Below are 24,751 nucleotides of genomic sequence, written 5' to 3'. Positions count from 1 at the left end.
AAGCGATATCCACTTCGCTCGAAAACGCTTTGGGTTTCGGCGTTGGAGACCAAGATGAGATCGAGAGCACGTGCTCGGAATGCTGCCACCGAGCCCAGTATTATCATACGGCCCGAAGTTTTATTTGCAGGCGTCGTCGCCTGCATCATCGTTTTCTGCATGCTTGTGCGTGCCGCCGATCTTCTGTCCGGCCATTGAGAGACGGTCGATGCACATCGAAGAGCAAGGCGAGGCGGCTGCCGATTGGCCGCATTTTGTTGTCGGGCGCGATCAATTGGCGCGCTGGGTTGTCATTGAGACGCACGGCCTCTGCGGCGGTGTCTTCCGGGATCAGGCGGCGGCGCTGCGCTACGCCGAGGAAGAATCCCAAGCCTACAAGGCCGATTTCGAGATCAGCGGCGAGCCCGTCAGCCTGAAATTCGCTTAAAAAACGTCACCCTCGACTTTCTCCGCCGATTCGCTACCAAAGCCGGATCGGCGGAGGTGCGCTTATGGCGAACGAGAAGGCGAGGAAACTCAAATCCATGGGCATGACGGTCCGCGGCGGGGCCTTCGTGCTGCGCGGACGCGATGCGCGCCGGCTCGATTGGCGCGATCCTTATCACTTCGCGCTGGCGATGAGCTGGCCGCGTTTTGCGGCTCTATTTCTTGGCGTCGATCTTTCGCTCAACTTTCTCTTTGCGTTGCTTTATCTGGCGCAGCCGGGCAGTCTTGTTAACGCGCGGCCGGGCTCGTTGACCGATGCGTTCTTCTTCAGCATCGAGACGCTGGCGACAGTCGGCTATGGCGTGATGTCGCCGGCAACGCTTTACGGCCATGTTGTCGCGACGGTCGAAATCTTCGCCGGCATGACCTTCATGACGATCATGACCGGCCTTGTGTTCGTGCGCTTCTCGCGGCCGCGCGCGCGGGTCATTTACGCAGAGAATGCAGTCGTCGGGCATTTCAATGGCGAACGCACACTGATGATCCGCGTCGGCAACGGACGGGCCCATGCCATGGCGGAGGCGAAAGCGCAGCTTTCCGCTCTGATCAGCGAATGGACGTCTGAAGGCCAATTCTTCCGCCGCGTCTATGATCTCAATCTGTCGCGCTCGCATATCCCGGTCTTCGGCTTGACATGGACGCTGATGCACAAGATCGACGAAACGAGTCCGCTTTACAAATACGATGCAGAAAGCTTTCAGAAATTCGTGATGCGCCTGTTTCTTTCGATCGAAGCCCGCGATCCGATGCTTTCGGCGAATGTCTACGACGGCAAGGACTACGATCCGAGCGAAGTCCTGTTTGGCAGCCGCTATGCCGATGCTGTTGCGGTGGACGAGCAGGGACGCACGATCGCCGATCTGTCCCGTATCGGCTGGACGGAGCCGGAAAATGCCGCGCCCGAGCCTGAACCTAATTGATTATTCGGCGTCGAGCGGCGCGGTGCCGGCCGGCTTGCCGTCGGCGCCAAACGTGATCTTCTGAATTTTTTCCTCGGCGTTTTTTAGCAAATCGTCGCAGCGCTTCTTCAAAGCCTCGCCGCGCGCGTAGATCGCGATCGATTCCTCAAGCTCGACATTGCCTTTTTCCAACCGTTCGACAATCGACTCGAGTTCTTTCATCGCGGTCTCGAAGCTCAGCGTGCTGATGTCGTCGTTTTGATCGGTGCTCACATTTGGCTCGCGTCGAAAAGAGAGAATGGATCAGTCGAGTTCAAGTACGAAAGGTTCGGCCTCGAAACAATCCGCGCCGCGGCCGATCTGCTTGATGGCTGCGCTCATGCGTCCGTCGCGCGCCAGGATGCGGTCCGCCAAAGCGACGAGATGCATGTTCGGCGTCGCGGTGGGCGACGCACGCCGCAATTGCTGCGCGAGTGAGGTCTCGTCCACGTCGGATTTGAGCGCGCAGGCGGTGATGTAGGCGGCGGCCGTTGAACGGCTGACACCCGCATAGCAATGGATCACGATCGGCTCGGCCCGGTCCCAGGCGCGCACGAAGTGGATGAGGCTCTGCACGTGATCCTCTTCGGCGAGGATATGCCCCTCCATCGCTTCGCAAATATCGGAGATTGCCACATGAAGATGACGTTCCGGCGCGATGGCCGACGGCCGCGACACGCGAATATTGTTATTGACGAGAGTGACGAGCGACTTGGCGCCCGTCGCCTCGGTGAGGTCGGCGATCCGCGACAGGGAGCAGACGTGAATACGCGGCACCGGGCGATTCCTCTTATCGAATTGGCTGGCGGCCGAGTCGTCGCGCCGCCGCCATTCTAATCGTCTCGTCGGAGCCGGGCGAGGGCATCATGCCGTTAGATGCGATAACTTTTTTAAACGATTGATTTTTCTAGCTTATTTTTCACGCCCGGCAGCGCGGCAGCCTCGGTCAGTGCGCGTAATTCGGCGAGAAATCGCTCCGCCGCCAGTTGCGGGGGCCAGGGCGCGAAGGCGGCGTCGCCATAGACCGGCTGCAATGGGTCCTGCGCCAGCGGGTCGTAGGGGATGCGCAGTACGCGGTGAACCTCGTCCTCGGTCCAACCGACGACTCGCACGGCTTCGGTCGCGGCGGCGATCCTGTCGTCCTCCTTGTGAAGGCGCTTTTCCTTCGCCGTCCAGGCCGACAGGCCGTAGCGCACGTCGATGGCACTTTGCAGACGCACGACGAGATCGTGATAGGCCTCGCCTAGGAATGGCTTGAGTGGCGAAATCGAATCGAAGCCGAGCAGGCCTTCGTCGGCATCGTGCAACAATTCGCGCAAATCGGCGCGCACGTCCTTCGCCTCCGGGAAACGCCGCCGCCGCAATTGCAGCACGAACAACGAATGCTGCGCGACGGACAGTGGCAGCGGCCAGGCTGAATGCCCGCCCCAGCGATAGGTACGCGCAAGACCGAGCGCCAGATCTTCGTCCTCCCAATCGAACGGGGTCGGATTGAGAAGGTCGAGCCGTTTGCCGGACGGCAGCCGAACCCAGGCGCGCGCGGCCATGTCAGCGGCCCTTGGCGTGATGCTTGGCGAGCGCCGCCACGGCGTCGTGCCGCCAGCAAGGCACGATATGGTCGTTGACCATGCCGACGGCCTGCATGAACGCATAGACGATTGTTGGGCCGCAGAATTTGAAACCGCGTTGCTTCAGGTCTTTCGAGATTTTGGCCGAGAGCGGCGTTTCAGCCGGGATTTGTCCCTGAGTGCGAAACTTGTTCTGGATTGGCGCGCCATCCACAAAGTCCCAGAGGTATTTGCTGAAGCCGCCTTGCTCCTGCAAGGCAAGATAGGCCTGTGCGGAGGTGACTGAAGCTTCGATCTTGGCGCGATTGCGGATGATGCCTTCGTCCTGCATCAAGGTTGCGAGCTTCGCCGGTTTGTAGCGGGCGATCTTGGTTGGCTCGAAATAATCGAAGGCTTTGCGGAAACTTTCGCGGCGGCGCAGGATCGTGATCCACGAAAGCCCGGCTTGGAATCCGTCGAGAATGAATTTCTCGAACAAGGCGCGGTCGTCGAATTCTGGCACGCCCCATTCATCATCGTGATAGGCGAGATAGATCGTATCGACGCCGGGCCAATGGCAGCGCGTCTTGCCGTCGGGATGTTCGTGCGTGTGCGTCATTGCGGCGGCACCGGTGCGACATTGAGCGCGGCGGCGCCGGCGGTAAGTTTCGTGCCGGCCGTTCGCGCATCTTCGACGCGATCGAGCCGCAGCATGGCAAGGCCCTGCGCACCGGCGACGGAGCCGATGTGGCCGATGTTGATATCGCCCATCATCACCTCGCTGCCCGAAGCCGGCGGCGGCCCATCAAAGTGAACTTTGACGATTCGCTTGCGCGCCGATTTGCGGAAATGCACGCGCGCGACGACCTCCTGGCCCGGATAGCAGCCCTTGTTGAAATCGACGCCATGCAGCCAGTCGAGATCGGCATCATGCACGAAAGCGTCGCCATAGGGGAAATCGACGCCGCCTTTGGGCACGCCAAGCGCGGTGCGATGCGCCTCATAGGCGTCTTGCGGGGTCGTCGCGAAGGCCAGCGCCTCGGCCGGAGCGATGAGTCGAAGCCCCATGTCGGCGGTGCGCGGATCGGCAAAGGCGAGACCTGAGAAATCTGCTGGCACCGACTCTCCCCAAACGGTGGCGACGGCCAGGCTGGCGCTCGCGTCCTCGATCGTCACCGGGGTGCGCAGCTTGTGCAGCGTAAGCTTGCGGATGAGGTCGGCGATTTGCGCGCGGGGGCAATCGAGCAGGCAGCCATCAGGCATGGGAATTACGAAAAAATCGAACAGGAGTTTTCCCTGACCGGAGAGCAGCGCCGCATAGCGGGCCCCTCCCGGCTTCAGGTCGAGCAGGCTGTTGGTGACGAGCTTATGCAGAAAGCTCAGCGCCTCGATGCCCGAAATTCTGATAACGCCTCGGTCAGCGAGGAAACTTGCGCCTTTGTCCATGAACTATTCCGGCTTGCGTTACACCCCAATCGTATTTAATCGGCCCGAACGGGGCCGCAAGGCAAGTTTTGGCGCGTCTTCAAGCAGCGAGACCCATGTCCCAGACTTTCGATCTGATCCTCAAGGGCGGCGTTCTGGTCAATCAGGATGGAATCGGCGCGCGCGACATCGGCGTCCGTGCCGGCAAGATCGCCGAGATCGGCGACCTGTCGCGGGCTTCGGCCGACGAAGTGATCGACGCCAAGGGGCTGCACATCCTGCCGGGCGTGATCGACACGCAGGTGCATTTTCGCGAGCCGGGCGCAACGCATAAGGAAGATCTGGAGACGGGGTCACGTGCGGCGGTCATGGGCGGCGTCACCGCTGTCTTCGAAATGCCCAACACCAATCCACTGACGACCGGCGCGGCCGAGCTCGAAGACAAGGTGCGCCGGGCGCATCACCGGATGCATTGCGATTTCGCCTTCTGGGTCGGTGGCACGCACGAGAACGTCAAGGACATTCCCGAGCTTGAGCGGCTGCCGGCCGCGGCGGGCATCAAGGTTTTCATGGGCTCGTCCACCGGGGCGCTGCTTGTCGCCGACGATTCCGGCGTCGCGGCAATTCTCGGCCAGACGCGGCGGCGTGCAGCGTTTCATTCCGAGGATGAATATCGGCTCGAAGAACGCAAGAATTTGCGCGTCGCAGGCGATCCCTCATCGCATCCCGTCTGGCGTGATGAAGAAGCGGCGCTCAAGAGTACGCGGCGGCTCGTCCGCATCGCGCGCGAACAACATGCCTCGATCCATGTGCTGCATGTCTCGACAGCAGAAGAGATCGATTTTCTGGCGCAGCATAAGGATGTCGCCAGCGTCGAAGTTACGCCGCAGCATCTGACGCTGAGCGCCGACGATTATGCGCGGCTTGGCACGCGGTTGCAGATGAATCCACCGATCCGTGCGCCGCGCCATCGCGAGCGCATCTGGTATGGGTTGCATCAGGGCATCGCCGATATCCTCGGCTCCGATCACGCACCGCACACGCTGGAAGAGAAGGCGAAGCCCTATCCGCAAAGCCCCTCGGGCATGACAGGCGTACAGACGCTTGTTCCGATCATGCTCGATCATGTGAATGCCGGGCGGCTGAGCCTTGAACGCTTCGTCGACATGACAAGCGCCGGGCCGGCACGGCTCTTCGGCATCGCCGGCAAGGGACGGGTAGCCGTCGGCTACGATGCCGATTTCACGCTCGTCGATCTCAAGCGCCGCGAGACGATCGCCGATCAATGGAGCGCGTCACGCAGCGGGTGGACGCCTTATGACGGTGTCACGGTCACGGGCTGGCCAATTGGCACCATCGTGCGCGGGCAGCGCGTGATGTGGCAGGGCGAGATCGTCACGCCGGGGCAGGGTGACGCGGTGCGGTTTATCGGCAGTCTATAAAGTGCAAACGCCCGCAAAAGCATAACAACGCCGGGGCATCGCGTGGGAGGACGTGCATATGCGATTCAATCGGGCGTTGATCTCGGCTTTTTTCGTTTGGGCTTTTTCCTTCGCCGCGCACGCTCAGCCGGCGCCGCAATCGGATAGTGACAAAGCGCCGACGATCCTCGCCTGTTTCAATGCCGGGCAGACGGCGATTCGCGATCTCCGTGCCTGCGCCCAAGCGTGGCTGACGCCCACGGCCCTGCTGCTGTGCGCGCTCCAAAACACGGACGCAGGGAAAGCTGGTCCGATTGCGTGTCCCTTTCTGCCGGATACGCCTAATGGACGCGCGATCCTGGATGCTCTTCTGGAGCAGCAATATTTGACGCGCGACAGCAATCTGTCCCTGGATACGCGCAACTTCCCCGGTCTCCCCAGCGCCGCCACTGTGGACGCTTGCAATAAGACCGCCGCGACACAGCAAGATTTCCTCGCCTGTATTCAGACGTCGATGCGCCACGATCAAAGCCAGGCGCTTTTACAATGTGTCGGAGCGACCGATTCGGAGACCGGGCGCGCCTTGTGTCTTGCGAAAAGCGTGGCAGCCGATCCGGATCTGCCTGCCATCGTCAAATGTTTTGGCGCGCAGGGCGCCGCGCCCGACAAATTTGCATCCTGCCTCGGCGCCCCTGATCGGGTCGCGGCGGCGAAGGCGGCGATCGGATGCGCCGCGCAGGCTGGAACCTCCGCATCGGCGCTCGCCGATTGCCTTTTGCCAAACGCCAGCCCTGCCGAAAAAGCGCTCGCAGCCTGCCTTGTGCAATCTGAAGATGACGACAGAAGCGTCGCCGGATGTCTCGGCAATTTTTCGCCTGCGATGGGGCGTGCCGAGCAAGCCTCGGCCTGCTTTTCCGATCCGGGGAATAGCGCCGCGAAATGCGCGGGGGTGCTTTTAGGCGGCACAACTCACGTATCGGAAATCGTTGCCGCCTGTGCCGGCGTGCGGCGCAACGCGCAGGTCGGCTGTTTCCTCGATAAAAGACCGGAGCTGGCGGCGACGCAAAGGCTCTACGGCTGTTTCGCGAACGGCGGCGAAGGCAGTTCGCTCGTCGCGGCTTGCACCGGCGAGCTCGTCCCGGATGAGAAAATCCGCCGGACGCTTGCCTGCGCCACCGTCGCGAACAATGATCCTGCAACACTTGCCGTCTGTGCAGCGGGTTCGGTTTTGTCGGATGACGCGGCGCATCTCGCCGAATGCGCCGCCACCTCGCAAGACTCGCCTGTTTCTTTCGCGTTATGTGCGGCTGCGCCGAAAACGGATGACAATTGGCGGATTTCCGCGCAATGCGCCGTCTCATCGGCAGGCGATTCAAAATCCTATGAAGGCTGTATGGGAACGCCGCTCGCGATGAACGAACTTGGCAGGTGCTTCAAAGGCAAATTCGGCAAGGATTGTTTCGGGCCGGGCAACACCCTCGCCAAAATACTCAATATCGCGCAGTGAAGTCGCAAACGAATCGTCGTCGCAGAGCTTTACGACGTCCCATATCGATGCGTGACATCGCGGGCGATCTTGCCGGTTTCGTCGAGGAAGCGGCCGATCACGACCTTCGCGTTCGGCGTACATTCGCGGTAGCTCAATTCATAGCCGTTGAAGCCGCGGTTGTAAGCGCCGGCCAGCCTTGAGCGGCGTGACGCATTTTGCGTCTCAGCGTCCATCAGCGCGCTCATCTTGTCGCGCCAGATCTGGGCATCCTGACTGCCGCAAAGATGCTGAAGATAGGTCAATGCGCCGAGCAGTTCCGATAGGCGCAAAAGCTGCGGCTCGTAAGGTGGCGGCGGCTCATCCGGAGGTGGCGGCGGTGGTGTGCCGGGCTTGGCATTGGCGACGCCGGGTTTGGGCAGAGATGCTGACGGATGCGGGTGAGGATGCGGGCGGGGACGGCGCGGGATCGTCCGCGGGGGCTCGAATTCCTGCGGCCTATATTGCGGCGGCGCTCCGAAAAGATTGAAACCGCCGCCGCCAAACCACCCCTGCGCCTGCGCGGCCGGCGGCGCGAAGCTGCAAAGCGCGCTGACGAAGATGATCGCGTATCGTTTGACCACGAGTTCAGCCCGGACTTTTCTGCATCAAAACCTTATGCGCATTGGTCACGACTTCGATGAGGCGTGGCGATGTCGCAAGTTGCGCAATTTCATCCGGATAAGTCCACAGAATTTCGCCCGCTTCAGGGCCGGGCGCGCCTTCACCCGAAATCCATCGCGCCACGAAGGACAGAATGACAAAGTGCCGGGTCAGGCCGTCCGTATCGGGTGGGGCGATGATTTCGACATATTGGTTGAAGCCGACAAGCTCGGCCTTGACGCCGGTTTCCTCTTCGAGTTCGCGCAACGCGGCATCGGCGACCTTTTCGCCCGCCTCCAGATGACCGCCCGGCAGGGTGAAAAGCCCCGCATACGGCGGCTTGGTCCGCGTTGCGAGCAGAACGCGCCCGTCGCGGAAGACGGAAATGCTGACGCCGACATGCGGACGCGGTGCATCGAACGCCAATGCGCTCACGGATAAAGCCGCTGCTGTTGCCAGCCGCCTTCGGGCGTCGCGCGGGTGAAGACAATGCGGTCGTGAAGCCGGAATGCGCCGTCCGACCAGAATTCGATCGCGACCGGCGTGATGCGATAGCCAATCCAATAGGGCGGCCGAGGCACCGTGCCGAGCGCGAATTTGGCGGCATATTTTGCCGCGGCTTTTTCGAGCGCGAAGCGGCTTTCGAGCGGGCGCGACTGCTGACTGGCCCAGGCACCGATGCGGCTTTGCAGCGCGCGGCTGGCAAAATAGGCGTCGGCTTCGGCATCGCTTGCCTTTTCGACGAGCCCGCGGACACGCACCTGTCGGCGCAGCGACTTCCAGTGAAACAGCACAGCGGCTTTCATGTTCTGCGCCAGTTCAAGCCCTTTGGCGCTTTCCGAATTGCTATAAAAAACAAAGCCGTTCGAGTCGAACGACTTCAGCAAGACCATGCGGACATCGGGCAGGCCATCGGCGCCTGTTGTCGCAAGTGCCATCGCATTTGGATCGTTGGGTTCAGCCTTCTCCGCCTCTGCCATCCAATCTGCAAAGAGCGCGAACGGCTCGTCAGCCTCGGTAAAGTCACACACAGTTAATTTATCCATGCCTAGGCTTTCAGGGCCATTGAATGAGGTTAAGCTTTGTCCAACAGGCGGGGGTCGCGTTGCATGCGTTATACGGGAAATAGAGTCGGTCTGACGAGGGCTTCAGCGTGGCCTTTGCTTGCCGTCCTGTTTACCGCTACGACGCTCAGCGGGTGTTCCGTATCGATGCCGATGGGCTCGCTGCTCGGGGATGACGATTCGACCGGCTCGATCCAGAAATCGCAATTCGATGGTCTCGTTGGCGAAGATTGGCGCCGCGCCAAGGCGGCGCTCGCCTCAGCGCTTGGCGGTGACGAAGCCAAAAATAGCGTGGCGTGGGCAAATCCGGACTCCGGCGCCAAGGGCTCGTTTGTGCCTGTCGGCTCCGCCTACCTGACGGCGTCCGGCACCTGCCGCGCCTTTGCTGCGGCGGTCGATCGTCATGATGCCGACGATTCGCTGCAAGGCACGGCCTGCGCCGGCAAGGATGGCGATTGGCTGGTCACGGATGTCCACGCGGTCGGCAAAGGCTAAGCGCCTGCATTTTCGAACCAGCCGCGCGAGGCTTGCGCCAAACGCATGAAACCCCCAAGTTGGCGGTGAGACATTTGCGCCCGTGCCATAGCGCGTGTTCCGAAAAAGTTGCATGACTTTTTCGATCGGAACATGCGCCAGAATTAGCGTGCTTTCTTATCGACCGGATATCCCATCTGGTGGGGAAGCGCGCTGCGGGCGGGCGCGTTAACGGGCTCGAAGATGCGTGATCCATATATTGTTTTAGGTGTAGCGAAGACGGCCAGCCTCGACGAAATCAAGAAGGCCTATCGAAAGCTTGCCAAGAAATTTCATCCCGACCAGAGCAAGGACCCCAAGGCGAAGGATAAATTCGCCGAGGTGAGCTCTGCCTATGAGATTATCGGCGACGAGACCAAGCGCGGCCAGTTCGACCGTGGTGAGATCGATGCCGAAGGCAAGCCGAAGTTTCAGGGATTCGAAGGCTTCGGCGCTGGCGCCGGGCAGGGCGGATTTACCCGCCGCGCGCCGGGCGGTGGATTCGAGCACTTTGAATTTCGCGGCGCACCGGGTGGTGGTGGCGGCGGAGCCGGAGGGTTCGACGCGAGCGACATTTTCAGCGAATTGTTTGGTGCAGGACGCCGCGGCGCCGGCCAGCAGAGCCGCTCCTTGCCGCGCGGCGAGGATGTGACGGCGGACATCAGTGTCAGCCTGCGCGAGGCGGTGCATGGCGGCAAAAGCCGTGTCAGCCTTCCCACCGGCCGCACACTCGAAATCAATGTTCCAGCCGGGATTGAAGACGGCAAAACGATCCGGCTGAAGGGGCAGGGCCATCCGAGCGCCTATGGCGGCGAGGCGGGTGATGCGTTGGTGACTGTCCGCATCGCCAAACATCCCTATTTCCGCGTCGACAATCGCGATCTGAGACTCGATCTGCCGCTGACCCTCTATGAGGCCGTGTTGGGTGCGAAGGTCAACGTGCCGACGCTTGACGGTAAGGTGGAACTGACCGTTCCGCCCGGGTCGAACGGCGGCCGCACCCTGCGTCTTCGCGGCAAGGGGCTGCCCCATCCAGGCGGCACGTCCGGCGATCTGCTGGTGACTTTGCGGATTGTCCTGCCGGATGGGTCCGATCCCGATCTCACCGCGCTGGCTGAGAACTGGCAGAAGCAGCATCCCTACGATCCCCGGCAGGATCTGACCTGAAGCGGCCACCCGGCGGGGATCACGATTGCGGGCTTTGACTGTAACAATCGCAAGCCATCGTGATTTATTAGCCTTGAACCGCCTGCAATCGCAGCAAGTTCCGCTTTGAAAGGCGTGGGTTTGCCGGGATGGCGCGACGACATGGGCTTGGCCAATCGGCGTAAACCGGGTTAAAGGCTTCAAGCCCGGCGGCGTCGCCCGCGCGCGGCCTCTCAATTATTGCCCAGGACCCAGAATGACGCAGCCGGAGCGCCTATCCGCAGAGACGAACGCCACCGGAATTTTGGCTGGTAAACGCGGCCTCGTGCTGGGCGCGGCCAACAATCGTTCGATTGCCTGGGGCATTGCCAAGGCGGCTCGTGCGGCGGGCGCCGAGCTTGCCTTCACCTATCAAGGCGAGTCGCTCGAAAAGCGCGTGCGCCCGCTCGCGGAGGAATTGCAGGCCGCCGTCGTCGGCCATTGCGACGTGACCGACGAAGCGAGCATCGATGCGGTTTTCGGTGAGATCGAGCGGCTCTGGGGTAGCCTTGATTTCGTCGTCCATTGCGTGGCGTTTTCCGACAAGGATCAGCTCACGGGCCGCTATGTCGAGACAACGGCAGACAATTTCAGCAACACGCTGCTGATCTCCTGCTATTCCTTCACCGCGATCGCGCAGCGCGCCGAAAAGCTGATGACGAATGGCGGCTCGCTGCTGACGCTCACTTATTACGGCGCCGAGAAGTGGATGCCGCATTATAACGTGATGGGCGTTGCCAAGGCGGCTCTTGAAGCCTCCGTGCGCTATCTCGCCGCCGACCTTGGACAGAAGAACATTCGCGTTAATGCGATTTCGGCGGGTCCGATCAAGACGCTTGCCGCGTCGGGCATCGGCGACTTCCGCTACATCCTCAAGTGGAATGAATATAACGCGCCGCTGCGGCGCTCGGTGACGATCGACGAAGTTGGCGAGAGCGCCGCCTTTCTGCTCTCGCCATTATCGCGCGGCATAACCGGCGAGATCATGCATGTGGACGCCGGCTATCATATCGTCGGCATGAAAAATCCCGCCGCGCCGGATATGTCGGCGCTCATCAAGGAATAGACGCTTGATCCCGAAAAGTTGCAGACTTTTCGGATAAGATCATGTGCGAAAACAATGTCGCATAATACGTTTGGTCACCTGTTTCGCGTCACGACCTTTGGCGAGAGCCACGGGCAGGCGATCGGCTGCGTGGTCGATGGCTGCCCGCCGGGCATTGCGCTCACCGAGGCTGACATTCAGCATTATCTTGACGAGCGCCGGCCGGGCACCTCACGGTTCACGACGCAGCGGCAGGAGAGCGATAAAGTCCGCATCCTGTCCGGCGTGTTTGAAGATCGCACGACCGGAACGCCGATCGGTCTGCTGATCGAGAACGAGGATCAGCGCTCGAAGGATTACGACGCGATCAAGGACAAGTTCCGTCCGGGTCATGCCGATTACACTTACGAAGCGAAATACGGCATTCGCGATTATCGCGGCGGCGGCCGGTCCTCGGCGCGCGAGACGGCGATGCGCGTCGCTGCCGGCGCCATCGCGCGAAAAGTCCTCGGCAATGTGACCGTCCGTGGCGCGCTCGTTGCGATGGGCAGCGAGTGGATCGATCGCGCCAAATGGGATTGGGACGAGACGCGGCGCAATGCCTTCTTTTCTCCAGATGCCGACAAGGCGCGGGAGTTTGAGACGCAGCTCGATGCTATCCGTAAGTCCGGCTCGTCGATTGGCGCGGTGATCGAGATCGTTGCCGAAAACGTACCGGCGGGCTGGGGTGCGCCGATCTATAGCAAGCTCGATTCGGAACTCGCCTCCGCGTTGATGTCGATCAATGCGGTGAAAGGCGTCGAGATTGGCGATGGCTTTGCCGCCGCGGCGCTGTCGGGCGAAGAAAACGCCGACGAGATGCGCATGGGCAATGACGGCCTGCCGATCTTTTCGAGTAATCATGCCGGCGGCATCCTCGGCGGCATTTCGACAGGGCAGGCGATTGTCGCGCGCTTCGCGGTGAAGCCGACATCTTCAATCCTGGCACCTCGTAAAACGATTGATCGTGCCGGCGCGGAAACGGAGATCGCCACTAAGGGACGCCACGACCCCTGCGTCGGCATCCGCGCGGTTCCCGTCGGTGAGGCCATGGTCGCCTGCGTGCTGGCCGACCAGTTCCTGCGCCATCGCGCACAGGTCGGTTAACGCACGCCGTAATTGACCACGCCGATAATCGGGCCGAGCGGCAACAAAGCATCATCGCGGCCGACAGCCGGCGCATAAAGACTCGAAACCGAGCCATCGAGAAAAAGTGCGTTCGGACAATTCAGCCGGTCGCGAAACAGCGTGGCGAATTGATAGAACGTCACCGGGTCGTCCGAGATCGCAAAGACGACGATATGGCCGTCGCGTACCCCAACGCCGTTGCGGATTTTCTGCGACGTCCCCGAGGCTTCGATTTTCGGATGCAGCGCGCCTTCGATGACCAGCATCGGGCCGGACTGTGTTGCGTATTCAGGATGTAGATGAGCTTCAAGATAGCGGCTCGTCTCCATAATGCCGGCGTGCCGGGCGTCGAAATAGAAGATGCCGTTGGGCTTCAAGTGAAAATTGCCGGAGCCTGCGCGCGTATTGGCCGGCATAAGCTGACGGCCGCCCTCGACATAAAGCCCGATGGGGCGATAATCCGTCCCGAACATGCCGGCATTCATCGCGAAAGCGAGCGAATCGCCACGTGATTTCAGAGCCTCGGCAATCGCGGCAAAATTGCTATAAGGCTTGCCATCCGCACCCGCCAGGAAAAGCCGCAGCCGTGCTCTGCGCACATCGAAGGTACAGATCGTATAGCGTTGGCCGCCCTCGCTGATGGCATTGCAAGGCCCGCTTTCCTGCGCGTGCGCCGATGCCAGCGCAGAGGATAGGAGAATGGCGCCGAGCGCGATACGCAGCAACAGCGCGTCAAGACCAGTTTTGCGCAGCATTGTCCAAGCGGCCGATGTTCCTTATCTAGCTTAGATAACAGGATTCGTGGAGTTTTCAGAATGCGTCATACCGTGACAGAGGCGATCGAGGCCATCGCTCGGGGCGAGATCGTGATCGTCACCGATGACGACGATCGCGAGAATGAGGGTGACCTCATCTGTGCCGCGTCGCTCTGCACGCCAGAAAAGATGGGCTTCATCATCCGCCATACGAGCGGTATCGTCTGCGCGCCGCTGCCCCCAGAGGAGGCGCGTCGTCTCAATCTGCAGCCGATGGTCGCCACGAACGATGCCCCGTTGGGTACGGCCTTCACAGTCTCCGTCGATGTCCGGCATGGGCTGACGACCGGCATTTCCGCCGAGCAGCGCTCGAATACGGTGCGGGCGCTGGCCAATGGCAATATGGGCGCTGCGGATTTCGTCCGCCCCGGCCATGTGTTTCCGCTCATCGCCCGCGACGGCGGTGTCCTGATGCGCTCGGGGCATACCGAGGCGGCCGTCGATCTCTGCCGCCTCGCGGGCCTGCCGCCGGTCGGCGTCATCTGCGAACTCGCCAACGATGACGGCAGCGTGATGGCCGGCGCGCAAATCCAGGCGTTTGCCGATACCCATAAGCTCAAGCGCATCTCGGTCGCCCAACTCATTGCCTATCGGCAGGAGCGGGAAAAACTCATTGAGCGCGTCAAGGTGTTTCCGGTCGATGGGCCAAGCGGCCCGCTGACAGGTTACGCCTACGCGACGCCTTATGAGCCCGTGCATCACTTCGCTTTTGTTCAAGGCGAAATCGGCGACGGCCGCAATATTCCGGCGCGCCTGCACCGGGTCGATCTTATCGCCGATGTCATCACAGGAAGCGCGCAGATTCCGAAGACATTGGCGTGCTTCCGCAAAGAGGGACGCGGCGTTCTTGTCCTGCTGCGCGATGGCACGGCGGGTGTGCCGGTCCTGTCCGATGTGAAGGAAAGCGCCTCCGAGGCGATGCGGACCAAGGAATGGCGCGAGATCGGCGTCGGCGCGCAAATCCTGCGCGACCTCGGCATCTCATCGATCCGGCTACGCACGTCGTCGCCGCTAAACTACGTCGGCCTGTCCGGCTTCGGTATCGAGATCGTCGCTTACGAGCCGGTCGAAGGCGAGAAATAACCGGAACCCATCAGCGCCGCGACATGCGCGGCGGTGGACCGGCCGAGCCCGACGAGATCATAGCCGCCTTCGAGCAGCGACACGATTCGGCTGTCGCAGCAATGTTCTGCGGCTTCCATGAGTTGCGTCGTGACCCATGCGAAATCAGCCTCCGTGAGATTGAGGCTCGCCAGAGGGTCGCGCCAATGCGCGTCGAAGCCCGCTGAGATGATCACAAGATCCGGCGCGAAGGCGATTAGCCGCGGCAGAACGACGGCTTCGATCGCCTCGCGAAAGATGAAGCCATCGGCGCCGGGTGCGAGTGGCGCATTGACGATCGTCCCGTGGGCGCCGGTTTCTGAGGCGGCGCCGGTGCCGGGAAACAGCGGCATTTCATGCGTTGAACAATAGAGCACGCTGAGGTCGGCCCAGAAGATCGCCTGCGTGCCATTGCCGTGATGGACGTCGAAATCGACGATGGCGATGCGCTCGGCGCCATGCGCGGCCTGGGCGTGCCGTGCGGCGATCGCGGCATTGTTGAAAAGGCAAAAGCCCATCGCATTGGTTTGGCTCGCATGATGGCCGGGCGGCCTTGTCACCACGAAAGCGTTATCGGCGTCGCCGCGCATGACGGCATCGACGGCTGCGATGCCGCCGCCGACCGAATGCAGGATCGCTTCCCAGGAGCCGTGGCTGACGGGCGTATCGGCGTCGAGATAGGCGATGCCTTTTGTGGGGATGGCGGCTTCGATCGCCGCGGCATAGGCTGGCGGATGCACACGCAGGATCGGTTCGAGTCCGGCCCGCGGCGACGCTTCGCGCTTGAGGTCGTGAAATGCTTCGGCAGTGAGCGCCTGATCGATCGCGCCAAGCCGAGCCTGGGATTCCGGATGGCCCGGACCGGTGTCGTGGCCAAGACTCGCGGGATGGCTGAAGAGCAAAGTCGTCACGGGCGCCCGATGCAATCGGAGTGATTCGCCTGAAGCGTAGCATTGGCGTACGACAGTCCGGCCGACGCAGTCCCTCGGGGCGGATTCTGGCCTTTAAAATGTTTCATTTGCGCCACAGCATTTCCTCTTCTTGCTGTGCCAGAGGCTACGAACGCTTGTAGCAGTGGCGAGACTGCAGCCGATGCGTTATTTCCTTCATAAAGGCGGGGATCGTTGAAATGAAATTTCGCAAAATCATTTGGGCACTGCCACTTTTTACATTCTTGGCGGGTTGCGAGGCGGACGGATTGGCGACCCCTGATCCGAGCCTTTCGGGGCGCGATCAAGAGTTTCTCGCCCTCGCACCGAAGGCCGACATTCCTTCGCAGTTCCATCGCTATGAAGTTGAAGACCCGACGGGCCAGTCGCCTGGCACGGTTGTCGTCGATACCAAGCATATGTATCTCTACTACGTCATGCCGCACGGCAAAGCCATGCGCTACGGCATTGCAGCCGGTTCCGAGGCTGCGGGCTGGACCGGCACAGCCAAGATCGGCGCCAAGCAGGAATGGCCGCATTGGATGCCGCCGTCCGACATGTTGAAGCGCTGGCCGCATCTGCAGCCGACGGCAGACGCCGGTGGTCTTCCGGGCGGTCCGGAAAATCCGCTCGGCGCGCGCGCCATGTATCTCTACCAGGGCAACAAGGACACGATGTACCGCATCCACGGCACCAACGAGCCGGAGCAGATCGGTCAAGCGGTGTCTTCGGGTTGCATCCGCATGTCGAATATCGACGCCATCGACCTCTATAACCGGGTCAAGGTCGGCACCACGGTCGTCGTCGAATAGACCGGACAAAATACACGGCTCATCATCAAGAAGATTCGGCGCCTGCATCTTTGATGCAGGCGTTTTCGTTAGGCGAGGGCGCTCTCGCTGCCGATGTTGACCAGCACGATTTCCGGCGGCCGGAACAGGCGGATCGGTGCGATCGACGTGCCGAGTCCGGCTGAGATGATCATATGGCGGCCACCTTCGACGATGTGGCCATAGACGTTCTTCATACCGAATTGGGCTTCAGTAAATTGCTCCGTGATGATCGGCAGATTGACCTGGCCACCATGCGTATGGCCGCAAAGAGTCAGTGACACGCGCGCCGGGACGCGGGGGAATACAAAGGGTTCATGCGCCAGCAAGAGAACTGGCGCGCCGTCGGCCGCTTTCGCGAGAGTTCCCTCGAGATCGTCGTCGCCTTGAAAGCCACGCCAGTGCGCGTTCGGGTGGGCCAATTGATCGCCGAGGCCGGCGACCCAGAAGGGCTGGCCGTTTTTCATCAGCCCGACCGCTTCATTGTCCAATAGTTTGAAGTTCGCCTGGTGCAACGCGCTGCGGATCGCCGCAGCATCGTCGCTCCGCATATGCGGCAGCGCGCCGTGCCACCAATCGTGGTTCCCGAGGATCGCGAAAACGCCGAGCGGCGGACGCAGGATCGACAAAGCCTCCGCCCATTGCTCCGGATAGACCGGACCCGTCACGAAGCGATGTGCAGCGTTGAAGTCGCCGAGCAGAAAAACGATGTCTGGATTGAGTAGATTAGTGACTTCGGCGATATGGCGAATTCGCGCGGCGGACATCTGCGGTTCGCAGGCGTGGATATCGGCGATCAACGCTGCTTTAAGATTGAGCCCCGGCGTCCAATGCGGCGGCGTCAGACCATAATTTGTGACGTCGAGACGGAACCCCGGTTCGATCACGCAGGCATAAGTGCCAAGGCTAGCGCCAGCCAATGTCATGGCGCCGGCGCCTTGAAGAATGTGCCGGCGGGTCAGCAAGGTCATTCGGAAAACCGATCAAGGCGCGCATGGCGCACGTATACGGCCGCCATAATGAAGCGGCGGCCGCTGGGATCAGGTTTTCCTAGGGAAGGTTAGGGGCTAAAATTTGTTCACCCCTGTTCTTTAGGCAGTGCTTTAAGCTGCACGTCCGTCAAAGCGGCGCGGCTGCTGGCGTTTGGCGTCTTCCACCTGTTTGTCGACGGGCCTTGGCTGCGTCGCCTGAAGCGCGGCCGCGACGGCGGAAATACCGATTTCACGATAGAGGCGGGCAAGAATATCGCGCGCATCGCCGGGCGCCTGGGCGTAGCGCAAATTTGGATCTTGTTCCTTCATCGATTTTTCTCACTGTCTTGGCGCACAAACGCATTGCACATGCAGGAGAGCTTCGGGCGGGGCAGTAAACAGAACCTTTCGAATTTAAGTTAAAGCCGCGCGAATTTTATTTCGCCGGCATTTGGCCGCAGGTTGTGTCCACGCTTCAACATCCGTAATTTTGCGTGGGGTCCGCGGGTTTACTCATGCGCCATCTGATCATCGAGGAGCCGTTTTCGGAGAGCGCGATCTGGGCGCGCCGCCTCGCCGTCTTCGCTGTCGCCGTCGTTGCGACCGGCCTCGGCCTTGCGCGCCTTGGTCTCGATCCGACGGCTGTCCTGGCGGTCATCGGCTCGGCGATCATCCTCGCCTGTCTCGCCATCCTTTGCGCTGGCGCCGCGAGCGTCGAAATCTGGCAAACCGGACGCAAGGGTGTCGGCCTCCTTTTTGGTGGCGCGTTCCTCGCGGTGCTTTTGCTCGCTTATCCCGCCTATCTCGGCGTGCAGGCCGTACGGCTACCGGTGCTCAACGACATTTCGACCGACACCGACGATCCGCCGTCTTATTCCCTGTCGCGGAAAGCTATGACCGCCCGGCACGGCTGGATTCCGCCGTCCATTTCGGACGCTGCACGAGAGGCACAGACTGGAGCCTATCCGAATGTGCAGCCGATCTATCTCGATCTGGAGGCCGATGATGCCTATCAGGCCGTACTCGCCGCCGCCTCGGCCCTACGCTGGAAAATCGTCAATGCAATTCCGCCCGGCGGAAGGCTTGGGCTCGGACACGTGGATGCGATTGCGCACGGCATGATTCTCGGCTTCGCCGATGACATCACGGTCCGTATCTGGCCCTTAGCCGGCGAGACGCGCGTCGATATCCGTTCTTCATCGCGGATTGGGCGGCATGATTTCGGCGGCAATGCTTCGAGGATCGAAGCTTTTGCCGCCGAATTGAAGACCCAGGCTAATGCGAAATAGTCAGATACGGCTGTAGACGCCCACAAGCCCGTCGCCTTCGGGAACCTGCACGAGCCCGCGGGTTCCGAGATCCCGCAGATGTGCAAGAACGGAAAGCCCGGCGGCGCTGCGAAGGCGCGGGTCGAGCCCTTGGTAGAGTGATGCAACGAGCGTTGGAATGTCCGCTTGTCCTCTATCGAGCGCTGCCAGGATCGCGGCCTCGCGCAGCCGGCGATGATGCAGCAGGGCGCGAACCATGCGTTGCGGTTCCGTTAGGCCGCCGCCGTGGCCGGGCCAATATTGCACGTCGTCCCGCGCCAGCAGTTTTTCGAGCGAGGCCATGTAGTCGCGCATCTTGCCATCGGGTGGAATCACCACCGTCGTTGCCCAGGCCATGACGTGATCGCCGGAGAACAGTGCGCGTTCCTCAGCCAGTGCAAACGCCAGATGGTTGCCGGTATGGCCGGGGGTCGTCACGGCCTTGAGAACATAGCCGGGCCCGTTGATTTCATCGCCGTCGGCCAAAACCCTGTCCGGCCGATACGTGCGGTCATGCGCGGCTTCGAGCCCCGAACTGCTTCCATTCTCGGACGCGATGTAGGGCGCACAGCCGATGATTTCCGCGCCCGTCGCCGCCTTCAAAGCCACAGCGCCTGCCGAATGGTCGCGGTGCGTATGGGTCACGACAATGTGCCGGACCTGCTCGTCCTTCAAAGCATCGAGCAGTGCGGAGAGATGCGGGGGGGAATCCGGTCCGGGGTCGATAACCGCGACGTCGCCGGTGCCAACGACATAGGTACAGGTGCCGGTGAAGGTCATCGGGCCGGGATTGTCCGCAATGATGCGCCGTACGAGCGGCGAAAGCCGGACAAGTTTATCGGGCGCGCCCGGTGAGCGGAGGTCGAATGGAATTTCCGGATCGGGATTGCTCATTCGGGCGATGCCGCGTCGGTCTTGGCAGCTTTATCCAGAAAGACCTGTGCTAGAGCGTGATAGATGCTGTCCTTGCAGATCGACTTCGAGACGGCATCAGCAATCAGGGCGGCCAGCATCAAGGGGATGATCATCCTATGGTTTTGCGTCATCTCCGACACGATGACGAACGACGTGATCGGCGTCTGGACGACACCCGTGAGATAGGAAACCATGCCGACCAATGCCAGCGCGCCCAGAGGCACATCCTGAAACAGCGGATGAAGATTGGCAGCGAGCCCTGCGCCGACTGCCAGCGATGGCGCAAAGAGGCCGCCGGGAATGCCGCCGATCGAGGAAAACAGGCTCGCGAAGAATTTCATGAGGCCGAAGACGGCGCAGGACGGCATGGCGCCATGAACGATCGCACGCGCCTGCTCGTAACCGGTGCCGTAGCTCGTATCGGCGGAAAGTAGGCCAGTGAGCGCAACGCCAAGCCCGCACAACATCGCGAAGGCGATCGGACGTTTGGCGATCAATCGTCCAGCTTGGCCCGGTAGGCCACGCGCGAAACCGACGACGATGCGGCTGAATAGACCGCCCGATAGGCCGCCGAGAACCGCGCATACAGGAACAACGAGCCAGGCGCGGCCGAGTGGCAGCACCGCAGCCGTCGAGCCAAAATAGGTATAATCGCCAACGAGACCGAGAGAGGTCAGGCCCGCGGCGATAATCGCGCCGAGAACGAGACCGCTTGTCCGTGATTCAAACGAACGGCTTAACTCTTCGATGCCGAAGACGATGCCGGCTAGCGGCGTGTTGAACGCGGCGGCAATGCCCGCCGCAGCACCGGCGAGCAGCAGTCCGCGTTGATATTCCATCGCGCGGCGCCCCATCGTATACATGAGTGCGGCGCCGACCTGGACGGTTGGCCCTTCGCGGCCGATCGAAGCGCCGAAGAAAAGCCCGAGCGTGACGGCGACGATTTTCCCAACAGCGACGCGCAAAGATACGAGCGCGGTGCGTGTCGGGCCCTCCGGCAGTTCGCGCGCGGCGATCACTTGCGGAATACCGCTGCCTTGCGAATTCGGAAAAACATGCAGGGTGAGAAAGACGATGAGACCGAAACCGAATGGCGTCAGCACGAGCGACAAGTATCGAGAGATATTTAGGAGCTGATGGAATTCATGCTGCGCGAGATCAGCGAGTATCGCCATCAGAATGGCCGCTCCACCGACGAGAAGACCACCGATGACAAACAACGTCCGACGGCCCCAGGGCCGCAACGCGTCGCGCGTCGCAATTCGAAGATGGGTCAGGCGGCTTGGGTCGGGCATCGGCGGGTTATGTGCGATTTTGCTTTGTTGTCAGACGTTTCATGCCACAGAAACGGTCGGCGGCAAAAATTCCATAAGTTTCTCGAACGTGGAGGCGTCGGGAGCATTATGCGGGATCGTCACGACGGGCCCCTTCCAGAAATGACTGAGGCTCTCGCGGGTTGCCTCCATCGTTACACTCGAATTTTTTGTTTCATTGAGGACGAGCGCAGCGATGTGCAGATCACGCTTTTGCGCAACTTCGAGCGCCGTGAGTGTATGGCTCAAGCTGCCGAGATAAGTGCCGGCGATCAGGATCGTTGGAATTTTGAGCGCCGCGATGAGGTCGCAGACCGTCGATTGCGCATCGAGTGGCACCATCAGGCCGCCGATGCCCTCGATGAGCAGTACGTCTTCGGCTTCGGCGATCGCCTCGGCGCAGAAGCGGTGGACGGCTGAGACGTCGATCGTCCTGCCTTCCTCTGCTGCCACCATATCCGGCGAGAGCGGTGCGGCGAATCGCCAGGGCGAAATCGCCGCGATCGCATCGAGATCGACGTTGCGCCCACAAGCTTTGAGCAGCAGAGCCGCATCGCTGGCGGCGAAGTTTTCCGCGTCGAAGCCGGTTGCTATCGGTTTCAATACAGTGACCTTGCGGCCGTGCTGGTGCAACGCGTGAATAAGCCCGGCCGTGACGAAGGTTTTGCCGATGTCGGTTCCCGTTGCGGTGATGAAGAGAGGGGACATGATGACGTTCCCGCTAAGCCGGCGCGCGAAGATCGAGCCGAGCGACAACATCGGCGAGGCGTGCCACATCCTCGTCACGATGCGCGGCAGAAAAAGCAAAGCGAAGCCGGGCAGAACCTTCCGCCACCGTCGGCGGGCGGATCGCGACGACGAGAAAGCCTTCGTCTTCCAGAATTCTTGAAGCCTTGAGCGCCGTTTCCGCCCGGCCGAGGACGAACGGCACGATCGGGCTTTGCGCCTCAGGCAGTCCGAGCCGTTGCGTGAACGCGCGGGCATGCGCAAGAGGACGCGCACAAAGCGCCGGGTCGGCGGCGATGAGATCGAGCGCGGCAATCGCCGCAGCCGTGCTCGCTGGCGGCAGCGCGGTCGAGTAGACGAGCGTGCGCGCCCGCGATGTCATAAGATCGATCACATCGCGCGAGGCGCAGAGATAGCCGCCATAGCTGCCGAGCGCCTTCGACAGCGTGCCCATTTGAAGCGGGACGTGGGCTTGATGTGTTTGCGTGTCGAGAACGGCGAGACCGTGGGCGTCATCGGTCATCAGCCAGGTATCATGCGTTGCGCAGACATCTGCCAGGGCCGCGACAGGCGCGCGGTCGCCATCCATCGAGAAAACGTGATCGGTGATGAGGAGGGCATGCCGATGGCGCTCGCGCTCTGCGCTGAGAATGGCATTTGCATCGTCCACATCATTGTGACGGAAGATTCGAGTCGTCGCGGGCGAAAGCCGGCCGCCAGCGAAGATGCACGCATGCGCCAGTTCGTCGATGAGGATCAGATCGCCATCCCCGGCGAGCGCCGGAATAACTCCAAGATTTGTCAGATAGCCGGAGCCGAAAACGCGCGCGGCCTCAGTATGTTTCAATTGCGCGAGCCGCGCCTCAAGCACGTCAAGTAACGGATAATTGCCGGTGACGAGGCGCGAGGCGCCGGCGCCCGCGCCAAACGCCTCGGTTGCGTCAATGGCCGCGGCCTTGACGCCCGGATGCTGCGACAGGCCCAGATAATCGTTGCACGAAAAGGACACGAGCCGGCGCCCGTTGCGCATGACAATGGCGCCGTCCGAGCGCTCGGTTTTCACCAGGCCTCGCCGCAGGCTCGACTTGTCGAGTTCCGCCAGTTTGTGTCGCGCAAATGCGTCGAGGGATTTCACGGGCTTTCCTTCGTTGCCATTGCGGTTTAACCGTGGCGCCCGGCTCTGGCAACAAGGCGTGTCTTTTGACGCAAGATATTGATTGGCAAGGTATTGATTGGAAAGAGGCTTGGCGCGACTACATCTGGCTGCCCTATGCCCAGATGAAGGATATGGCGCCGCCGCTTGCGGTTTCCGCGACACATGGTTCGCGCATCGTGCTTGCGGATGGCCGCGAGCTTATCGATGGGATCGCAAGCTGGTGGACGGCCTGCCATGGCTACAATCACCCGCATATCCGCGCCGCAGTCATGCAGCAGCTTGAAACCATGCCGCATGTCATGTTTGGCGGTCTGATCCACGAACCGGCGGTGCGGCTCGCGTCGCGGCTTTCAGCGCTGTTGCCAGGCGATCTCGACCGCGTATTCTTCTCCGACAGCGGCTCGGTTGCGGTCGAAGTCGCGCTGAAAATGGCCTTGCAATATTGGCTCAACAAGGACGTGCGCGGCAGAACCAAGATGCTCGCCTTTCGCGGCGCCTATCACGGCGATACATTCGCGACGATGGCGATCTGCGACCCTGACGAAGGGATGCATAAGCGCTTTGCTGGAATTTTGCCGGAACAGATCATTGCCGATCTGCCGCGCGACGAAGACGCGATGGCGGCCCTCGACGCGCTGATCGCACAACATGCCGATAAGCTCGCGGGCATTATCGTGGAGCCGCTGGTGCAGGGCGCCGGCGGGATGATTTTTCATGATGCGATTGTGCTGTCGCGTTTGCGCGCACTCGCGGACAAATACGATCTTCTTTTGATTTTCGATGAGATTTTCACGGGCTTTGGCCGCACCGGCACGATGTTCGCCTGCGAATCTGCGGATGTCGTGCCGGACATCATCTGCCTGTCGAAGGCCCTGACCGGGGGCACCATGCCGCTCGCCGCGACAATCGCACGGCAAAAAATCTTTGACGCTTTTTGGTCCGACGATCCGACCCATGCGCTGATGCACGGGCCGACCTTCATGGCGAATGCTTTGGCCTGCGCAGCGGCGAACGCGTCGCTCGACCTCTTCGCGCACGAGCCGCGGCTGGCACAAGTCGCCGAGATTGAAGCCTCGTTGAAGGCGGGGCTTGAGCCTTGCCGTGACATGCGCGGCGTTAAGGATGTGCGCGTCCGCGGCGCGATCAGCGTTGTCGAATTTTCGAAAATTGACAATATCGCAACGCTAAAGCGACGCTTTGTAGAACGTGGCGTTTTCATCCGGCCATTTGGCGATATTATTTATCTCACGCCGGCCTTAACCATCAGCGGTGACGATTTGCGGCAGCTGACAGACGCCATCGTCGAAGTGGTCCGCAATGAACTCAATTGAATAAGCTTGGCTTTTGGCAGCTCTTGCCAAATGCGCGTTTCGCCCGCATATAGCGGGCCTCGCTTTTGGACTGACTTCTGAATCGCTTCGTCTGGACTGCCGGCGCACGTTTCAGCCACGTTACCAAATTCGACTGAAACAAGCGGCCGCGCTCATGCGGCCGTCGAGCAAATGCCGGAAAGGGCGATCGATGGCAACCGGAACTGTTAAATTCTTCAACGATCAAAAAGGTTATGGTTTCATTCAGCCGGACGACGGCGGCAAGGACGTGTTCGTGCATGTCAGCGCCGTCGAGCGTTCCGGCCTGCGCGGCCTTGTCGAAGGCCAGAAGGTAAGCTTCGAGGTCGAGACCGACCGTCGTTCGGGCAAGCCGTCTGCGGTTAATCTGCAAGCCGCCTGATCGTAAAGATTTGAACTGAAAAGCCGCCGTTCCTCTGA

At 61.2% G+C, this 24,751-nt stretch carries 29 protein-coding genes; 13 read left to right on the top strand and 16 right to left on the bottom strand.

The window, feature by feature from the left end; genetic code table 11:
* Positions 1 to 208: 208 nt before the first annotated feature.
* Together WDN02_RS16345 and WDN02_RS16340 are read left to right on the top strand one after the other, a co-directional pair.
* Positions 209 to 427 carry a hypothetical protein gene (locus WDN02_RS16345; RefSeq protein ID WP_337294491.1) on the top strand — a complete coding sequence of 73 codons (219 nt, stop codon included), beginning with the start codon at positions 209 to 211 and terminating at the stop codon, positions 425 to 427.
* A 64-nt stretch (positions 428 to 491) separates the two neighbouring features.
* Complete coding sequence (locus tag WDN02_RS16340) at positions 492 to 1,406, top strand: ion channel (protein WP_337294490.1); 915 nt, start codon at positions 492 to 494, stop codon at positions 1,404 to 1,406.
* Here WDN02_RS16340 and WDN02_RS16335 read toward each other — a convergent pair whose 3' ends face one another.
* The 5 genes from WDN02_RS16335 to WDN02_RS16315 form a co-directional block, all read right to left on the bottom strand.
* Entirely contained in the window at positions 1,407 to 1,658 is a 252-nt protein-coding gene (locus WDN02_RS16335; protein WP_337294489.1) for an exodeoxyribonuclease VII small subunit, read from the bottom strand. It abuts the gene before it with no gap.
* A 30-nt stretch (positions 1,659 to 1,688) separates the two neighbouring features.
* Positions 1,689 to 2,201, bottom strand: a complete 513-nt coding sequence (locus WDN02_RS16330) for a protein-tyrosine phosphatase family protein (protein ID WP_337294488.1) — start codon at positions 2,199 to 2,201, stop codon at positions 1,689 to 1,691.
* Between the two features lie 113 nt (positions 2,202 to 2,314).
* Positions 2,315 to 2,971 carry a phosphohydrolase gene (locus WDN02_RS16325; protein WP_337294487.1) on the bottom strand — a complete coding sequence of 219 codons (657 nt, stop codon included), beginning with the start codon at positions 2,969 to 2,971 and terminating at the stop codon, positions 2,315 to 2,317.
* A gap of 1 nt (position 2,972) precedes the next feature.
* Complete coding sequence (locus WDN02_RS16320) at positions 2,973 to 3,590, bottom strand: DNA-3-methyladenine glycosylase I (protein WP_337294486.1); 618 nt, start codon at positions 3,588 to 3,590, stop codon at positions 2,973 to 2,975.
* On the bottom strand, positions 3,587 to 4,417 hold the full coding sequence (locus WDN02_RS16315) for a folate-binding protein (RefSeq protein ID WP_337294485.1): 831 nt from the start codon (positions 4,415 to 4,417) through the stop codon (positions 3,587 to 3,589). The genes WDN02_RS16320 and WDN02_RS16315 overlap by 4 nt, the downstream gene beginning before the upstream one ends.
* 95 nt (positions 4,418 to 4,512) lie before the next feature.
* Between WDN02_RS16315 and WDN02_RS16310 the strand changes: the two genes are divergently transcribed.
* Both WDN02_RS16310 and WDN02_RS16305 read left to right on the top strand, forming a co-directional pair.
* Positions 4,513 to 5,838: a dihydroorotase gene (locus tag WDN02_RS16310; protein WP_337294484.1), complete on the top strand. Its 1,326-nt coding sequence runs from the start codon at positions 4,513 to 4,515 to the stop codon at positions 5,836 to 5,838.
* Between the two features lie 58 nt (positions 5,839 to 5,896).
* Positions 5,897 to 7,324, top strand: coding sequence for a hypothetical protein (locus WDN02_RS16305; protein ID WP_337294483.1), 1,428 nt, complete (start codon positions 5,897 to 5,899; stop codon positions 7,322 to 7,324).
* A 29-nt stretch (positions 7,325 to 7,353) separates the two neighbouring features.
* On the opposite strand, the gene WDN02_RS16300 is transcribed toward WDN02_RS16305, so the two are convergent.
* From WDN02_RS16300 to pdxH, 3 genes are read right to left on the bottom strand one after another with little or no spacing between them, the layout of a single operon-like run.
* Entirely contained in the window at positions 7,354 to 7,926 is a 573-nt protein-coding gene (locus tag WDN02_RS16300) for a TIGR02301 family protein (protein ID WP_337294482.1), read from the bottom strand.
* Positions 7,927 to 7,930: 4 nt separating this feature from the next.
* Positions 7,931 to 8,380, bottom strand: coding sequence for an NUDIX hydrolase (locus tag WDN02_RS16295; protein WP_337294481.1), 450 nt, complete (start codon positions 8,378 to 8,380; stop codon positions 7,931 to 7,933).
* Positions 8,377 to 8,991, bottom strand: coding sequence for a pyridoxamine 5'-phosphate oxidase (pdxH, locus tag WDN02_RS16290; RefSeq protein ID WP_337294480.1), 615 nt, complete (start codon positions 8,989 to 8,991; stop codon positions 8,377 to 8,379). The genes WDN02_RS16295 and pdxH overlap by 4 nt, the downstream gene beginning before the upstream one ends.
* 63 nt (positions 8,992 to 9,054) lie before the next feature.
* Here pdxH and WDN02_RS16285 point away from each other — a divergent pair, with 63 nt between their 5' ends.
* The 4 genes from WDN02_RS16285 (at position 9,055) to aroC (ending at position 12,898) form a co-directional block, all read left to right on the top strand.
* Positions 9,055 to 9,504: an RT0821/Lpp0805 family surface protein gene (locus tag WDN02_RS16285; protein ID WP_337294479.1), complete on the top strand. Its 450-nt coding sequence runs from the start codon at positions 9,055 to 9,057 to the stop codon at positions 9,502 to 9,504.
* 222 nt (positions 9,505 to 9,726) lie between these two features.
* Positions 9,727 to 10,689 (top strand): DnaJ C-terminal domain-containing protein, encoded by a 963-nt coding sequence (locus WDN02_RS16280; RefSeq protein WP_337294478.1) that lies wholly within the window; start codon positions 9,727 to 9,729, stop codon positions 10,687 to 10,689.
* A 235-nt stretch (positions 10,690 to 10,924) separates the two neighbouring features.
* The gene (fabI, locus tag WDN02_RS16275; protein WP_337294477.1) at positions 10,925 to 11,773 is read left to right on the top strand and encodes an enoyl-ACP reductase FabI; all 849 of its coding nucleotides are present in this window, start codon (positions 10,925 to 10,927) and stop codon (positions 11,771 to 11,773) included.
* 54 nt (positions 11,774 to 11,827) lie between these two features.
* Positions 11,828 to 12,898 carry a chorismate synthase gene (aroC, locus tag WDN02_RS16270; protein WP_337294476.1) on the top strand — a complete coding sequence of 357 codons (1,071 nt, stop codon included), beginning with the start codon at positions 11,828 to 11,830 and terminating at the stop codon, positions 12,896 to 12,898.
* On the opposite strand, the gene WDN02_RS16265 is transcribed toward aroC, so the two are convergent.
* Positions 12,895 to 13,674 carry a phosphodiester glycosidase family protein gene (locus WDN02_RS16265; protein WP_337294475.1) on the bottom strand — a complete coding sequence of 260 codons (780 nt, stop codon included), beginning with the start codon at positions 13,672 to 13,674 and terminating at the stop codon, positions 12,895 to 12,897. The genes aroC and WDN02_RS16265 overlap by 4 nt on opposite strands.
* A gap of 60 nt (positions 13,675 to 13,734) precedes the next feature.
* On the opposite strand from WDN02_RS16265, the gene ribB reads away from it, so the two are divergent.
* The gene (gene ribB / locus WDN02_RS16260) at positions 13,735 to 14,817 is read left to right on the top strand and encodes a 3,4-dihydroxy-2-butanone-4-phosphate synthase (RefSeq protein ID WP_337294474.1); all 1,083 of its coding nucleotides are present in this window, start codon (positions 13,735 to 13,737) and stop codon (positions 14,815 to 14,817) included.
* On the opposite strand, the gene WDN02_RS16255 is transcribed toward ribB, so the two are convergent.
* Positions 14,790 to 15,746, bottom strand: a complete 957-nt coding sequence (locus WDN02_RS16255) for a histone deacetylase family protein (protein ID WP_337294473.1) — start codon at positions 15,744 to 15,746, stop codon at positions 14,790 to 14,792. The two genes, ribB and WDN02_RS16255, sit on opposite strands and share 28 nt — an antisense overlap.
* A gap of 218 nt (positions 15,747 to 15,964) precedes the next feature.
* Between WDN02_RS16255 and WDN02_RS16250 the strand changes: the two genes are divergently transcribed.
* Positions 15,965 to 16,576, top strand: coding sequence for a L,D-transpeptidase (locus tag WDN02_RS16250; RefSeq protein WP_337294472.1), 612 nt, complete (start codon positions 15,965 to 15,967; stop codon positions 16,574 to 16,576).
* 68 nt (positions 16,577 to 16,644) lie between these two features.
* Here WDN02_RS16250 and WDN02_RS16245 read toward each other — a convergent pair whose 3' ends face one another.
* On the bottom strand, positions 16,645 to 17,565 hold the full coding sequence (locus tag WDN02_RS16245; RefSeq protein WP_337294471.1) for a metallophosphoesterase: 921 nt from the start codon (positions 17,563 to 17,565) through the stop codon (positions 16,645 to 16,647).
* A gap of 132 nt (positions 17,566 to 17,697) precedes the next feature.
* Positions 17,698 to 17,895 carry a hypothetical protein gene (locus WDN02_RS16240; protein ID WP_337294470.1) on the bottom strand — a complete coding sequence of 66 codons (198 nt, stop codon included), beginning with the start codon at positions 17,893 to 17,895 and terminating at the stop codon, positions 17,698 to 17,700.
* A gap of 185 nt (positions 17,896 to 18,080) precedes the next feature.
* Here WDN02_RS16240 and WDN02_RS16235 point away from each other — a divergent pair, with 185 nt between their 5' ends.
* A complete protein-coding gene (locus WDN02_RS16235) occupies positions 18,081 to 18,854 on the top strand; it encodes a DUF1499 domain-containing protein (RefSeq protein ID WP_337294469.1) in 774 nt (257 codons plus the stop codon).
* Here WDN02_RS16235 and WDN02_RS16230 read toward each other — a convergent pair whose 3' ends face one another.
* From WDN02_RS16230 to WDN02_RS16215, 4 genes are read right to left on the bottom strand one after another with little or no spacing between them, the layout of a single operon-like run.
* Positions 18,855 to 19,766, bottom strand: a complete 912-nt coding sequence (locus tag WDN02_RS16230) for an MBL fold metallo-hydrolase (RefSeq protein ID WP_337294468.1) — start codon at positions 19,764 to 19,766, stop codon at positions 18,855 to 18,857. It abuts the gene before it with no gap.
* Entirely contained in the window at positions 19,763 to 21,082 is a 1,320-nt protein-coding gene (locus tag WDN02_RS16225; RefSeq protein ID WP_337294467.1) for a chloride channel protein, read from the bottom strand. The genes WDN02_RS16230 and WDN02_RS16225 overlap by 4 nt, the downstream gene beginning before the upstream one ends.
* Positions 21,083 to 21,121: 39 nt before the next feature.
* Positions 21,122 to 21,808, bottom strand: a complete 687-nt coding sequence (gene bioD, locus WDN02_RS16220; protein WP_337294466.1) for a dethiobiotin synthase — start codon at positions 21,806 to 21,808, stop codon at positions 21,122 to 21,124.
* A gap of 13 nt (positions 21,809 to 21,821) precedes the next feature.
* A complete protein-coding gene (locus WDN02_RS16215; protein WP_337294465.1) occupies positions 21,822 to 22,961 on the bottom strand; it encodes an aminotransferase class I/II-fold pyridoxal phosphate-dependent enzyme in 1,140 nt (379 codons plus the stop codon).
* A gap of 65 nt (positions 22,962 to 23,026) precedes the next feature.
* Between WDN02_RS16215 and WDN02_RS16210 the strand changes: the two genes are divergently transcribed.
* Positions 23,027 to 24,313 (top strand): adenosylmethionine--8-amino-7-oxononanoate transaminase, encoded by a 1,287-nt coding sequence (locus WDN02_RS16210; RefSeq protein ID WP_337294464.1) that lies wholly within the window; start codon positions 23,027 to 23,029, stop codon positions 24,311 to 24,313.
* Between the two features lie 190 nt (positions 24,314 to 24,503).
* Positions 24,504 to 24,713, top strand: coding sequence for a cold-shock protein (locus WDN02_RS16205; RefSeq protein WP_337294463.1), 210 nt, complete (start codon positions 24,504 to 24,506; stop codon positions 24,711 to 24,713).
* The last annotated feature ends 38 nt before the right edge of the window (positions 24,714 to 24,751 follow it).

The organism is Methylovirgula sp. (assembly GCF_037200945.1).
Taxonomy (GTDB): domain Bacteria; phylum Pseudomonadota; class Alphaproteobacteria; order Rhizobiales; family Beijerinckiaceae; genus Methylovirgula.
The sequence above is the reverse complement of the archived record's forward strand: the minus strand, read 5'-3'. Positions and strand labels throughout refer to the sequence as shown.

Excerpts from the sequence above, each read along its gene's own strand:
- WDN02_RS16345 (WP_337294491.1), top strand. The coding sequence starts at position 209 with ATGCACATCGAAGAGCAAGGCGAGGCGGCTGCCGATTGGCCGCATTTT.
- WDN02_RS16340 (WP_337294490.1), top strand. The coding sequence starts at position 492 with ATGGCGAACGAGAAGGCGAGGAAACTCAAATCCATGGGCATGACGGTC.
- WDN02_RS16325 (WP_337294487.1), bottom strand. The coding sequence starts at position 2,971 with ATGGCCGCGCGCGCCTGGGTTCGGCTGCCGTCCGGCAAACGGCTCGAC.
- WDN02_RS16320 (WP_337294486.1), bottom strand. The coding sequence starts at position 3,590 with ATGACGCACACGCACGAACATCCCGACGGCAAGACGCGCTGCCATTGG.
- WDN02_RS16315 (WP_337294485.1), bottom strand. The coding sequence starts at position 4,417 with ATGGACAAAGGCGCAAGTTTCCTCGCTGACCGAGGCGTTATCAGAATT.
- WDN02_RS16310 (WP_337294484.1), top strand. The coding sequence starts at position 4,513 with ATGTCCCAGACTTTCGATCTGATCCTCAAGGGCGGCGTTCTGGTCAAT.
- WDN02_RS16305 (WP_337294483.1), top strand. The coding sequence starts at position 5,897 with ATGCGATTCAATCGGGCGTTGATCTCGGCTTTTTTCGTTTGGGCTTTT.
- pdxH (WP_337294480.1), bottom strand. The coding sequence starts at position 8,991 with ATGGATAAATTAACTGTGTGTGACTTTACCGAGGCTGACGAGCCGTTC.
- WDN02_RS16285 (WP_337294479.1), top strand. The coding sequence starts at position 9,055 with ATGCGTTATACGGGAAATAGAGTCGGTCTGACGAGGGCTTCAGCGTGG.
- WDN02_RS16280 (WP_337294478.1), top strand. The coding sequence starts at position 9,727 with ATGCGTGATCCATATATTGTTTTAGGTGTAGCGAAGACGGCCAGCCTC.
- fabI (WP_337294477.1), top strand. The coding sequence starts at position 10,925 with ATGACGCAGCCGGAGCGCCTATCCGCAGAGACGAACGCCACCGGAATT.
- aroC (WP_337294476.1), top strand. The coding sequence starts at position 11,828 with ATGTCGCATAATACGTTTGGTCACCTGTTTCGCGTCACGACCTTTGGC.
- WDN02_RS16265 (WP_337294475.1), bottom strand. The coding sequence starts at position 13,674 with ATGCTGCGCAAAACTGGTCTTGACGCGCTGTTGCTGCGTATCGCGCTC.
- ribB (WP_337294474.1), top strand. The coding sequence starts at position 13,735 with ATGCGTCATACCGTGACAGAGGCGATCGAGGCCATCGCTCGGGGCGAG.
- WDN02_RS16250 (WP_337294472.1), top strand. The coding sequence starts at position 15,965 with ATGAAATTTCGCAAAATCATTTGGGCACTGCCACTTTTTACATTCTTG.
- WDN02_RS16245 (WP_337294471.1), bottom strand. The coding sequence starts at position 17,565 with ATGACCTTGCTGACCCGCCGGCACATTCTTCAAGGCGCCGGCGCCATG.
- WDN02_RS16240 (WP_337294470.1), bottom strand. The coding sequence starts at position 17,895 with ATGAAGGAACAAGATCCAAATTTGCGCTACGCCCAGGCGCCCGGCGAT.
- WDN02_RS16235 (WP_337294469.1), top strand. The coding sequence starts at position 18,081 with ATGCGCCATCTGATCATCGAGGAGCCGTTTTCGGAGAGCGCGATCTGG.
- WDN02_RS16230 (WP_337294468.1), bottom strand. The coding sequence starts at position 19,766 with ATGAGCAATCCCGATCCGGAAATTCCATTCGACCTCCGCTCACCGGGC.
- WDN02_RS16225 (WP_337294467.1), bottom strand. The coding sequence starts at position 21,082 with ATGCCCGACCCAAGCCGCCTGACCCATCTTCGAATTGCGACGCGCGAC.
- bioD (WP_337294466.1), bottom strand. The coding sequence starts at position 21,808 with ATGTCCCCTCTCTTCATCACCGCAACGGGAACCGACATCGGCAAAACC.
- WDN02_RS16205 (WP_337294463.1), top strand. The coding sequence starts at position 24,504 with ATGGCAACCGGAACTGTTAAATTCTTCAACGATCAAAAAGGTTATGGT.